This window comes from Paenibacillus sp. FSL P4-0081, assembly GCF_000758565.1.
Lineage (GTDB): Bacteria > Bacillota > Bacilli > Paenibacillales > Paenibacillaceae > Paenibacillus_AQ > Paenibacillus_AQ phytohabitans.
The window spans coordinates 1013845-1026908 of sequence record NZ_CP009280.1 but is presented as its reverse complement, the minus strand read 5'-3'; the positions used below and the strand labels follow the sequence as shown (position 1 = coordinate 1026908).

Here is a 13064-nt window from a genome sequence, read left to right as displayed (position 1 = left end):
CCACAAACCGCCTTTGCTTGGGCATACATGCCGGCAATGCAGCCCTGCTCTCAAGTTTAGCACAAGAGCCCCCTATAAATACAAAAGCGGGATTATGCGGCAATCCCGTGCCCCGTTCCTTGCCGGAATAACGGAATCAGAACAAAATTACCCTAACGGCTAAATCAAGCTGGAGCCTATGCGGTTATGCGGGCTGTGCAGCTTATGTAGATATAAAGGCTACTCCACAATGCTCCTCATTTTCTCCTGTTGCCCGTATTCGGTGAAATCAGGGGCACTTTTGCTCTTCATTTCCGCCTCCCGGATGGCGTAAAATAAGTTGTGTACCAGTATTTGGAGCCTAGTCAGGCAACAAAAAAGTAGGGTATCCTCAGGATTGCGAAACCACCAAGGAGGAACCCTACCAATGACTATTTTACCCGAAAGCTCACTGAATAATCTATTTGAAAAACTTGTTAACGATTTTGTGAAAGACCACTTGGAGTCCATCATGCGTGCAGAAATGCAGGCGTTCATGGCGAGCGAGGAAGCAGGTACACGCAATAGCCGTAACGGATACTACACCCGAAACCTGCACACGAAATACGGCAATCTAGAGGACCTGGAGGTCCCCCGCGACCGCCAAGGATTGTTTCAAACTCAGATGTTTGAGCCGTACCAGCGGCGGGACGGGTGGCTGGAGGAAGCGGTCATCCAGATGTATAAAAGCGGCATGGGGACGCGGGATGTGGCCCGGTTTATTGAAAGTATGTTTGGAAGCCTTTACTCTCCAACGACCGTTAGCAACATTACGGCTACCGTCCTGGACGACATCCACCAGTGGCAGAAACGGCCGCTGAGCAAGCGCTACAGCGTGATCTACCTGGATGGGCTGTACGTGAAGCTCAAACGGGGTACGGTCCGCGGTGAGGTCGTTTATTTTGCGATGGGGATTGACGAAGAGGGACAACGTCAAATCCTAGGGTTCTACGTCGGCGGTCAAGAGAGTTCGAACGGCTGGCGGGAGGTGCTGAAAGACCTGTACGACCGTGGAGCGCAGGAAGTGTTGCTCGGTGTGTTTGACGGGCTTCCCGGGCTGGATGCGGCGTTTAAAGAGACGTACCCGCAGGCGGATGTGCAGCACTGTGTGGTGCACAAGGTGCGGGCCACGTTCCCCAAAATCCGGATCGAGCACAAAACCGATGTCCTTGAAGACCTGAAGACCGTGTATACCGCACCGGATGAGGTCGTGGCCCGGGCTAACTTTGATACGGTCAAAGCCAAGTGGAACAAGCTGTATTCGAAAGAAATGAAGTCCTGGGAGGAGCAGTTGTGCACACTCCTGACGTTCTACAGGTACCCGGAGCCCATTCGCAAAGCGATCTATACGTCGAATCCGATTGAGCGAATGAACAAGGAAATCCGCAAACGCCTTAAACCGATGAACAGTTTGACGAATATGGATGCAGCAGAGAAAATCGTGTATCTCGAAATGCTTGACTACAATGAACGTCATGGGCAGCGGGTCGTTCCTGGCTTTGGGATGGAACCCGTCAAAAAGAAGCTAAACGAGTTATTTGAAGCACGCTACCCTTCCTTGCCCACACCCGAAGAAGAATAGCGGATGAATCCAGTTTCTGGGGGTCGGGGTTCCCCCGACCCCCAGAAACACCTGCACCCCCAACCCGTAACCCGGGGAGGTACTTCTACTCTCTTACACAAACTTCTTGACGCTACCGCCTCCCGCCCACTTTCGGCGGATTCAGGGGCACTAATGCTCTTCATTTTCTCCTTTTGCCTGCATTCGATGAAATCAGGGGCACTTTTGCTCTTCATTTCCGCCTCCCGCCCACTTTCGGCGGATTTAGAGGGACTTATCCTTTCGATTTCCCATATCGCACACTTTCAACAGATTTAGAGGGATTTATCCCTTTGATTTTCCCGTACCGCCCACTTTCGGCCGATTTAGAGGGACTTATCCCTTTGATTTTCCCGTACCGCCCACTTTCGGCAGATTTAGAGGGATTTATCCCTTTAATTTCCCCATGCCGCTCACTTTCGGCGGTATTAGAGGGACTTATCCCTTTGATTTTCCCATATCGCCCACTTTCGGCAGATTTAGAGGGATTTATCCCTTTAATTTCCCCATGTCGCCCACTTCCGGCGGTATTAGAGGGATTTATCCCTTTGATTTTCCCGTACCGCCCACTTTCGGCAGATTTAGAGGGATTTATCCCTTTAATTTCCCCATGCCGCTCACTTTCGGCGGATTTAGAGGGACTTATCCCTTCGATTTCTCCATATCGCCCACTTCCGGCGGATTCACTGGGAATCCTGCTATAAGAACACATTCGTCCGTCAGACGAATCTGCTCCTAATCCGACCGACTTTATCCATTACAGATGAATTTCATAATTTCCAAATATAACAAAAAACCTCCTTGCGGAGGTTTGAGCATATACGCTGATTTAAGGTGTCGGCATGCCGCCGTTAGCATTCAAAGTCTCGCCGCTGACATAACTGGATTCCTGGCTGGCCAGAAATACATAGGCCGGGGCCATTTCAGCCGGTTGGCCGGGACGGCCGAGTGGTGTTTTGGCTCCGAAATCCTTCAGCGCTTCCTGCGGCTGTCCGCCGCTTACCTGAAGCGGAGTCCATACAGGTCCAGGTGCTACAACATTAACCCGGATTCCCTTGGCAGCTACCTGCTGAGCCAGCGATTTGCTGAAGGTGTTAATTGCGCTTTTGGTGGTGGCATAATCCAGCAGAATCGGCGCAGGCTCATAAGCCTGAATGGAAGCAGTGTTAATGATCGTACTGCCCGGCTTCATATGCTTCACCGCCGCTTTACAGAGCCAGAACAGCGCATATACATTGGTCTTGAAGGTTGCATCGAATTGCTCGGTGGTCAAATCAGCGATATCCGGTACAAACTGCTGCTTGCCCGCGATATTGGCCAGGATATCAATCCCGCCCAGTTCTTCCACGGCCTCCTCAATCAGTTGTTCACAGTACTTCTCGTCCTTCAGATCGCCTGGCACAGCAACGGCTTTGCGGCCGGCTTCCTCCACCAGTTGGACAACTTCCTTCGCGTCAGCTTCTTCCTCCGGCAGATAGGCAAGAACCACATCAGCTCCTTCACGGGCAAAAGCAATGGCTACCGCCCGCCCGATTCCGCTGTCCGCTCCGGTTACAACAGCCTTGCGGCCGGTAAGCCGTCCGCTGCCGCGGTACGTTCCCGCCCCGTCATCGGGACGCGGATGCATCTTCTTCTCCAGGCCGGGACTCGGCTGCTGCTGTTCAAACTCAGGCGTAGCTTTTTCATACTGCTTCGCAGGGTCCTGAATCGTATACTGATCGCTCATTGTGTATTCCTCCTCTGTAGGCTTCTGACTCTTTCTATGTAACCAGCTTCCCATTTTCCTAAACGAATTATGTATGACCAGGAATATGAAAAAGCCCCCTGCTAAATAAGCAAGAGGCTTAACACTTCCCATTCAACCCTTCTTAAAACTCTTCGTACACCGCAGGGTCCTGATCCCACAGCGGTCCGGTTGCCGGGATTTCCGCAATCCGCTTCATCTCTTCGTCTGACAGCGTAAAGTCGAAAATATTAATATTCTCCCGCTGATGCTCTTCCGAAGAGGATCGCGGAATCGGAACTGCACCCAGCTGCACATGCCAGCGCAGAACAATCTGTGAGATGGATTTATTGTGCGCTGCGGCAATTGCGCCGAGCTGTTCATTCTTCAGCAGCTCCGTGCCGCGTCCCAACGGACTCCAGGATTCTGTAATAATCCCGTGTTTCCCGTGGTAAGCACGCTGCTCTGCCTGATTGTAATACGGATGCAGCTCAATCTGATTGATGCTCGGTGCTACGCCTGTTTCCTAAACCAGACGATCCAGATGCTCCGGCAGGAAATTACTTACCCCTATCGAGCGGATCAGCCCCTGCTTCTGGGCATCGATAAGTGCCTGCCATGCTTCTACATACAGGTTCACCTTCGGATTCGGCCAGTGGATCAGATACAGATCATAATAATCAAGTCCCGCGCGGTACAGCGATTCCTGAACGGTCACGATCGCCTCATCATACTTGTGGTGACGTCCCGGCAGCTTGGAGGTAATGAACAGCTGGTCTCTGGGCACTCCGCTCTGCCGCACTGCTTCCCCGACAACGCCTTCGTTCTCATAGTTAAATGCTGAATCAATCAGGCGGTAGCCCAAATCAAGGGCAGTCTTCAGATGCTGTACTCCCTCCGTGCCTTTAATCCACGCCGTTCCAAAGCCAATCGCAGGCACTTTCAATCCGTCGTTCAACACTACTTCTGGAATGTGATTTGCCATGATGATGCAGCCTCCCTATTAAGATAGTTGCTTACATTATCGCAGAGAATGAGGGTAATATCAAAAAGCCCCATATCATTATTCTCATGATCTGCTATACCAGGCGGCTCTCCAGCGGGTAGCATACACCCCTTCCTTCAGATAATTAAACGGTACAGCCTTCCGCCGTAATTCCGGCAAATAGCGGATCAGGTTCAGGTCTTCAATGATCCAGACTGCACCGTCCTGATCTCTGGTATCTACAAACTGCAGACCCCGGCTGTGCAAATATTCCACCAGGTTAAATCCGGAGCCGGAGTCCCCGTCCTCTCCCAATTCAGCACTGTCCGCTGTTAAGCCCTGCCAGTAAGGAAGCTCCAGACCCGCATCCGCTTCCAGCAAGCTAAGCTCCTGCTCCAGCACCGCCTGTCTGTCTTCTTCCCTGCTTCGCATTTCTTCCGTCCAATAGTCCGTCAAATTCGGCTGCCGGCTGATTTCCTGATAAAAGAATTCCGCCGTCTCCTCGTGCACTTGCTCCGCAGCAATGAACCCCGCCGGCTCCGCCGCTGACCCCGGAGAGCTCGAATCTTCAACACCAGGTTCGCGTTCAAGCTCCTGCCATTCCCGCCGGATCTGCGCTGCCCTGTTTACGATAACCGTCTTCAGCGCAGGTTGTCCGGCATCCCCGTCATCCGCATCCGCCTCCTGCCGGTGAAGCTCACGGGGAATATCGAGCTCCTCCAGTCTGCGGAACAGCGGCTGCAGCGCCTGCTCCGGATTCCGGAAATATTCACCGCCCCGAAGCCGCACAAAACTCCAGCCAAGGCGTTCCAGTATGGCTTGTCTGTCCATATCTTCCTTAAACTTCTCTGCCGGATGCCATTTGTCTCCGTCGCATTCCACCGCCAGACGTCTCCCGCCGCCTTCAACAACCATATCAATCCGGTACGCCCCTACTTTCCATTGAGGCAGTACTCTATAGCCTTCATCCAGCACCCGCCGCATAACCTGCCGCTCGAATTCGGACTCCAGCACGGGCTCCTGCTGTTTATACGTTTCATCCGCTGCATACGGATTTCTGACATATTCAATTAACCGTTTCCGCAAATCCCCTTCTTTGAGCTGGGCTACGGAATCAAGTGAGTGCACCAGCCATAGCTGGTCGCGGGCGCGGCTTACAGCTACGTTATACCTTTTCTTGGTGCGGTTCCCCGGATCAGAGATGAGGCGCAGAGGCACAGCTTCCTCTGAAGCGTCCACCATGGACAGGAACACAATATCGCGCTCATCCCCCTGAAACTGGGCGGAGTTGCCGCAGCGAATCTTCCGCCGCTTGTATTCCGTTGCCGGAATATACTTCTGCAAATACTGGTCAATCAGAATGGCCTGCTCTTCGCCAAGCAGCGTAATCACGCCAAATGTAGCATCCTTGTATTCTTCCAGCTGGATAGCAGACAGAATTAGCGAAGCAATGGCCTCTGCTTCTGCCTCATTGCGTTTACCGTCCCGGCTCCCGCCCTGGGCCCGGTATTCCACGGTATACGGTTTCGTGGTTACTCCGCCGGCATCGCGGAGCGGAAGAATGGAACCATTATAGGAGAGCAGGTTGCTGAACTGGATAATCGGCTCCACACAGCGGAAATGCTCCCTAAGCTGCGTCATGCCCGCGAATGAGGTTTTGGCTAAGTCATAAATTGAGGTGCTGCCGTCATAAAGTGCGGCATTGGGAATCCCCTCCAGATGGGCATCCATCAGTCTTCTGGTCTCATCCAGCCGCTGGCCGATGGCCTCCGGGCTCACCTGCTCATCATCACCTACCACGACAATTTGTGTGCCCAGATACAGTGCTGTCAACGCCATAATATCTGCCTGGCTGGCTTCGTCCACGATAACCACATCAAACCGGTTCTCGGACGGAGTGAAGCTGTCGACCACTCTGTACGTAGGCATAATCCAGACAGGAACAGCCGTCTGGCAGACCGGCATCAGCTTCCGGGCTTCGGCAAGCAGATGGGGAGCCGCTTTTCCCGTACGCTTGCCGGCTTTTTTCATCAGCAGCTTCCAGCCGTGAAGAGCGTTCTGCTGCTTCAGCGTAGTTTTCCGGGCAAGCGCCAGCCAGGCCTTCTTCTCCACTAATTGAAGTGTGGCCGCTTTGAACTTTTTACGAATCTCCACCAGTTCTTCTTGAAGTTGTTGTGCGGAGATACCCGCCCGCTGATCAAGCTCCATATCCAATTGTTTAAGCAGCCAACCCGCTTCAAGTCCATTGGGGGCCCGGTGCTCTCCGTGGATTCCGCTTCTGTGCCTGAGCGCCTCCGCCCAATCCGGAGCACTCTGCTGCAACCGCTCCAGCCATTCTTCCCTTTGGCTGATCCGCGCACTTTTATCCCATAATTGCTGAACTGCCTGATACGCTTGCTCATAGGACTGCGGGTCCAGCCGCTCTACACTCTCCTGCAGCCGGCAGGCTATAGCGGAACGCGAATCTGCCAGCGACTCTGCAGCCCTGCCTGCTTCCGCGATCTGCTCTTTAACTGTTCTCCATTTCTCTGCATTAATATTGGCACCTATAATAGAAGGAAGCTCTTGCTCTACCAGCTCCCGCATATGAATCCAATCCATATGTTTGCCTACCGTCATAGGCTTGGCGTTCAGCAGAACATTCCACAGCAGCCCCTCGCTCTCGAGGGATTGAAGCGGCGGATCAAAGCTTGTCTGCCGCCAGTCCAGCAGGCTGCGGATCTCCTGAATAATGTTATCCATATACTCTTCGGGCTGCGGTCCGAACCGGGCCAGATCATATCCGCCCCCGTCCGTAACCTGACGCTTCCAGCGGATGACGGACTTGGCCCGCTGCGCCTGATACGTACCGACAGTAAGCAGAGCCTCCAGGTAGGCAGCGTTGACCTCTTCAATTCCTTTGCCGGGAGGCGCTATAAGCTCGCAGGCCTTCTTCCACGGTCTCTTAAGCAACAGCTGGAACGTGCTCAGCTTCCCCCCGTCTTCCAGATACCGCTTCATCTCCTCCAGTACAGGCAGCAGCGGCTGCAGATCCGTATCGGCCAAATGTTCAAAACCATATCTGTACCGCGCAGTTCTGGCGGCGCGGTATAGCTCAAGCCACTTCTCCACTTCTTCCAGCAGATCGGTCCAATCGTGCTTATCATTATCTTTTGCCGAGATCAGATTCAGCTTCCACTCTTCCTCAGTAACGGCACCAAACGCCTCACGCAGCTGCTGGAGAGCGGCGTTCAGCTTCCCGGGATGTACAGCCATACCGGGCTTGAAGTAAGGAAGATGTCTGACGGTATCTGTAGTGGACAGTGTCTGATATTCCAGCACAAGCTCATGGAAAATTTCAGGAGTGACAGGCAGTTCTATACGATTGCGTAAGTACCGGAATTCCGCTTCATCCAGCGCACTGATTTCCCCAGAGCTTCTATATAACTGTTCCAGCTCGTCAGGGGTAAGCGGACAAGCCTGTCCGGCCGCTATCCTTCCCGGCACCAGCTCCATCGTATGCCGGCCTGCGGAGATCATTTTGGCAGCTGCGGATGGATCGAAGGAAGTGCCAAAAATAACAATAGACCGGTAATCGTTCTCTCTGGAGAGCCGCAATCTGTCTTCAATGCCTCTGATCTGCTCCAGAATGGATTTGCGTCCGGCAGTCAGCTGCTCTACTTCCGCTTCCGTCTGTTCAATGGATATGGAGCTTAAGGTGGAAGTAATCTTATCGATGGAATTCTCCAGCTGCTTCTGCCCGCTGGCATCATCCAGCATGCTGACACACAGATCCTGAAGCGGCCTTGCCACCTTGTCACGCAGCACGGCGAGTGCCCTTGAGGTGTGGCTGGTGACCAGTACGCTTTTGCCTTCCGCCAGGAAATGGCCCAGCAGATTGGCAATCGTATGCGTCTTCCCGGTACCCGGCGGGCCCTGCACCAGAACAGAACCGTATCTGCCCAGCTTAAGAGCAATATCCAGCTGCTCAGAGTTCGCTTCTTTGGTGAACAGAATCTCTTCGTTCTCACCATTCACATTCAAATTCGAATACGAAAAAACCTGCGTTCCGTCCGAAGCCTCCCCCGGATCAATGCCGGTAATTCTGGCAATCGCCTGCGGGAGTTCCTCTCTATCTTGTAAATCCTGTATGATCTCTTCGAAGGCATGATCGAAACCGGCCGACCGCTTGCGCAGGAAAATAACCGGTTCTCTCCGGATATACACTGCTGTCTTGTCCTGAGCCGGTTGTGCAGATGTTCTATTATAAGGAATAAACGCAGTCTGGGCAGACAAGTATCCGGATACTTTGCGCAAATATTCATCCGTATCCGTGAAATCCAAGGGGGAGCATGCAGCCTCGAGCAAATCCGCGGTGCATTTCTTAATCGACCCCGGACTGACTTCAGGCACATCTCTGAACAAGGAGCCATGAAATTCGGGGGCGGCTTCGGAGGCTATAACTGTAAATTCGGGTCCCTCAGGATCGAATACAAGCTCGATCCTCTGTAGCAGCACCGGATGGTGAATCGTCTCCGGTGTAAGCTCCCAGTGCAGAATCCCATCGCCGATCATCAGCTCCACAGCGTCCCGCTCCCGCTCAATCCACGAATAGAGCATGTACAAATCCTCGAACAACTTAATCGTTCTGCGGACAGGCCACTCCCGCTCCTGCCAGGCCTCACGCTCCTGAGTCCAATTCTCCCAGAGCCGCACTCTCTCTTCGTCCTGATCGAAACGTTCAACATAAGCCTCATATTCCCCGGAATCCGCAGCTTCCCGGTAGCTGTCCATGCTCTCCAGCCGTTCCGGGCGGGTATGAATTTTCTCCCAATCCGGCTTCAGCCAGCGCTGCAGCAGCTCCGGCGGCTTCGGACAGGCGGTCCGGTCAGGCCGCTTCACGCGCAGCAGAACCTCAGGCATCTCCTCGTCTATACGTTCAGAGGGACTTATCCCCTCTGTGAAATCACAGGTCACATTAGAATGAACCGGCAGATCCGCAAGGGACTGCGACCATAACTGCCCGGATATATGCTTGATTATCGGCTGCTTCAGCTGGTGCAGAGCCTGCAGATAGGTGAATACCTGAATAAGCTTCTGTTTCGCTGCGATTCGCAGATCTTCACTAATTCCCATACAAAGCCCTTCTTCTCTGTCTTTTTGCGACAAAGATCCTGTTTTTTGAACTAATTATAATATAATCGGCCAGGTTACAATACCAGTATTTTCATACCAAGTAGAAACGGTACCGTCTTTAAAGGACGGTACCGTTTCAGCGAGAAATAGAAGGATAATTTATCATGTGAAACATATAAATTCTTATATTTTCAAATACCCCCGCAAGGTGTGGCTTTAACTACGATGTTTAATCAGGTATTTTGTGTAGACCCCATATTATAATTATTTCCAAAAAAAGAGACGCGGATTCCCCGCGCCCCTCATCAGCTTTATCTGCTTTTCAATTACTCTTCTAGAGAAAATCCGCCCGTGCCGGTGTAAAAGCATCTAACAGAACGCCGTCATCCTCCAGCGGGATACAGCCGTGAAGCACATTGGACGGGAAGTGGATACTGTCGCCAGCCTTGACGGTCTGTACATCCTGCGTTTCACCGTCATCGATCATGAACTGAAAGCTGCCCTGCAGCACATAGGTAACCTGTTCATGCACATGCTTGTGCAGCGGGATTTCTCCTTCCTGGGCTTGGGCGAACATCACCTTCGTATACATAATCTGGTCGCTGTGAGCGAGCACCTTACGGGTAGTATTGCTGTCTACAGTTACAGCCTGAATCTCTTGATCGTGATAAAACATAAAATAATACCTCCTATTCAATAGTCACTAAATCGATTTAGTTAGTGTGCAAAAAAATTAATGGAACCAGCGGAAAATCCCCCATAGGATAACCGACAAAGAAGTGAAGTCCGGATCAGCGAATGTTACCCCTTCAGCTCCCAGGTAGGAGAACAGCGGCAACGTAAGAGCAGGCAGCAGACACAGCAGGAAACCGTTCAGACAGCTGGAAATGACAGCCCCTCTGAAGCCTCCGCTGGAATTCCCAAAGATCGCAGCAGCACCGCCGGCCAGGAAGCAGGCCATAATTCCAGGAACAATTACCGGCAATCCAACGAGCGGGAACAGGAACACGCAGGCCACACCCGTAAAGAAGCTGACCAGGAATCCGACCAAAGCGGAATTCGGCGATTTGTCGAACAGGACCAGGACATCCACACCTGGGATTGCGCCCGGAGCGAACACTTGGGAGAAGCCTTTGAAGGCAGGGACGATTTCTGTAGTAAACAGCTTAACACCGGCTTTGGCGATATACAACCCGGCGGCGAAAATTGCAGCCTGCTCCAGAATGAAGACGATATATTCCTTGCCATCCGATAATTCGTTAACAAAATCAGCACCGGCGACGAGTCCTGACACCAGCAGCAGCACCAGCATCGTTAAGGTAGTAGCCACATTGGGATCGCGCAAAAAGCTGATCCGGTCGTTAATCTTAATGTTCTCCGTATCATTCTCACGGTTGCCGAACACTTTGCCCAGGTACGTACCGATGATGTAGGAGGTCATGGAAGCATGAGCGATGGTATATTCATCCGACTTGATGATGTTCCGGCTGGCATTGCGCAGCAGATAAGGAAATACCGCCATGTAACTGCCTATGGCCAGGGAACCGACAATAACAGTCACTACTGAGCTTAGCCCCAGACCTTTCATAACCGCAGTAGCGGCGAAGCTCATGAACAGAACAAGGTGCAGAGACAGATAGATGTATTTGAACTTCGTTACCCGTGCAAGCACAATGTTCAGAATCATGGAGAACAGCAGGATCAGCGCAGCGTCTGCACCAATCTGATCAATGGTCAGCGCCATGATCGCTTCGTTACTCGGCACAACACCCTTGAGGTGGAAGGCATATGAGAACATTTTGCTGAAGTTGGTGAGCACGCCGCCCAGGATACCGCCGCCTACTTTGATCATGGTGAAGCCCATGAAGGAAAGGGTTGTGCCCGTAATAATTTCAGGAATCTTCTTACGCTGGAAGATGAGGCCGAGAAGCGTCACAATGGCAATAATAATTGATGGCTCTTTGATAATACTCATAAACATATGCATGGCGGGTCTCCAACTTCTTTCTCAAAGTTATAGTTTTAAACTCGTTACTAAATCGATTTAGTAGAATTCCAAAAAAATTTGGTCTTCCCGTAAACCATGAAACAACATGCCTTAACATTGTGCAATAAAACTACTCCGTTTGTTTGTGAACAAAATCACAACCAGAATCAAACACTTCACTCATTAACCGCCATCCGGTTCCCCCTCTTCAAAAGAACACGCTATCATTGTTAAAAACAGGAACAATCAGGAATGCAAGGGTATTCATTACTCGAATCATACGATCATTATAACGTGATATCTGCTTTTTGCAACAGAAAAAATAAAACCGTTTCCAAAGCAAAAAAAGACTTACTCTCCTTCTCCGGTTCTGTCTCCGGTCCAAAAGAAAGTAAGCTACGCGAAGCAATAATCTATGCTACTAATCATTCAATCCAGCGTGCGGACCGATTCCCTATGGTTAATCTTAGGGTTCAAACGGACCAGCTCGGGCCGCCCTGCCTGCTCCTCTTCCTTCTGGTCAATTAGATCCAGCAGCAGCCGGGCGCTCCTCTTCCCCATTTCAAAGCTTGGCTGGGATATGGTCGTAATCGGCGGATTGTAGAAGGACGCAAAGGATACATCATCGATCCCGATCAGGGAGAAATCCTCCGGTATGCTTAAGCGGTTATTCTTGGCGTAGATCAGCACCTGCTCCAGAATCATGTCATTGGTGGCGATGATAGCAGTAGGCGGATTGTCCATATGGAACAGCTGCCCGATCAGCGCCGGCATTTCGTCCAGCCTGCCGCTTTTGATATAGCTCTCATTCACCGGAAGACCATGCTTCTCCAGCGTATTTCTGTAACCGGACAAGCGCTCAACCCGCGTGGTAATTGCCTTTTTGCCAAGCGGGAAGGTGATGATTCCTATTTGGGTATGGTTATGAAGGACGAAGGCTTCGACTGCCAGCTCGCTGGCTTTTTCGTTATTGAGCAGTACGGTGTCCACGCTGATATCATCTATTTTACGGTCAACAAATACAAATGGATAACCATTCTTAACCAGCGAGGAATACATCTTCTTATTCTCTTCCGTCGGAAAAATAATCAGGCCGTCCACCTGCCGCGCAATCATCGACTGAACGTATTTCTTCTCCTTGAGCGGGTCATCATCAGTGTTGCAGACGATCACCTGCACCCCCTTCAGCTGGCATTCATCCTCGATGGCACGCACAACCTCCGTAGTGAATTTTGATAGAATGGTTGAGGAAATCACACCTACAATGAACGTCTTCTTATGCTTGAGACTGCGGGCCACCTCATTGGGAATATAGTTAAGCTCTTCAATGGCCTCTTCAATCTTCTTCTTCGTATCCACACTCATATAGTTGAATCTCTTGTTCAGAAATTGCGAAACCGTACTTTTGGATACCCCTGCAAGTTCGGCAACTTCCTTCATCGTAACTGCCATGATCCAGCCCCCTACAACACTTTCCCTTATGCAAAAAGACACTTCGCCCGTGTGCCAAAGTGTTTTCACGACGCATGTGAGTTCTACTGTATTATATACTTTCTTGGGCGGGTAGGAAATCAGGCATAAATTTGCCCAGGCGGGAACGACACAGTTTGTTCAGAGTTCATTCTTTAAACGAATC

General features: G+C 51.4%; 6 protein-coding genes and 1 pseudogene. 1 reads left to right on the top strand and 6 read right to left on the bottom strand.

What is annotated here, in order from left to right; genetic code table 11:
- The first annotated feature begins 406 nt into the window (after positions 1-406).
- A complete protein-coding gene (locus P40081_RS04430) occupies positions 407-1600 on the top strand; it encodes an IS256 family transposase (protein WP_042133634.1) in 1194 nt (397 codons plus the stop codon).
- 847 nt (positions 1601-2447) lie between these two features.
- Here the strand turns inward: P40081_RS04430 and P40081_RS04425 are convergent.
- From P40081_RS04425 to P40081_RS04400, 6 genes and pseudogenes are all read right to left on the bottom strand, one after another.
- Entirely contained in the window at positions 2448-3344 is an 897-nt protein-coding gene (locus P40081_RS04425) for an SDR family oxidoreductase (protein ID WP_042133632.1), read from the bottom strand.
- A gap of 142 nt (positions 3345-3486) precedes the next feature.
- A pseudogene (locus P40081_RS04420) lies at positions 3487-4326 on the bottom strand (aldo/keto reductase).
- Between the two features lie 84 nt (positions 4327-4410).
- Positions 4411-9441, bottom strand: a complete 5031-nt coding sequence (locus tag P40081_RS04415; protein ID WP_042133630.1) for an AAA domain-containing protein — start codon at positions 9439-9441, stop codon at positions 4411-4413.
- Between the two features lie 334 nt (positions 9442-9775).
- Complete coding sequence (locus tag P40081_RS04410) at positions 9776-10117, bottom strand: cupin domain-containing protein (RefSeq protein WP_042133628.1); 342 nt, start codon at positions 10115-10117, stop codon at positions 9776-9778.
- 57 nt (positions 10118-10174) lie between these two features.
- Positions 10175-11428, bottom strand: a complete 1254-nt coding sequence (locus P40081_RS04405; RefSeq protein ID WP_039292428.1) for a PTS ascorbate transporter subunit IIC — start codon at positions 11426-11428, stop codon at positions 10175-10177.
- A 429-nt stretch (positions 11429-11857) separates the two neighbouring features.
- Positions 11858-12880 (bottom strand): LacI family DNA-binding transcriptional regulator, encoded by a 1023-nt coding sequence (locus P40081_RS04400; RefSeq protein WP_042133626.1) that lies wholly within the window; start codon positions 12878-12880, stop codon positions 11858-11860.
- Between the last annotated feature and the right edge of the window lie 184 nt (positions 12881-13064).

Excerpts from the sequence above, each read along its gene's own strand:
- P40081_RS04430 (WP_042133634.1), top strand. The coding sequence starts at position 407 with ATGACTATTTTACCCGAAAGCTCACTGAATAATCTATTTGAAAAACTT.
- P40081_RS04425 (WP_042133632.1), bottom strand. The coding sequence starts at position 3,344 with ATGAGCGATCAGTATACGATTCAGGACCCTGCGAAGCAGTATGAAAAA.
- P40081_RS04415 (WP_042133630.1), bottom strand. The coding sequence starts at position 9,441 with ATGGGAATTAGTGAAGATCTGCGAATCGCAGCGAAACAGAAGCTTATT.
- P40081_RS04410 (WP_042133628.1), bottom strand. The coding sequence starts at position 10,117 with ATGTTTTATCACGATCAAGAGATTCAGGCTGTAACTGTAGACAGCAAT.
- P40081_RS04405 (WP_039292428.1), bottom strand. The coding sequence starts at position 11,428 with ATGCATATGTTTATGAGTATTATCAAAGAGCCATCAATTATTATTGCC.
- P40081_RS04400 (WP_042133626.1), bottom strand. The coding sequence starts at position 12,880 with ATGGCAGTTACGATGAAGGAAGTTGCCGAACTTGCAGGGGTATCCAAA.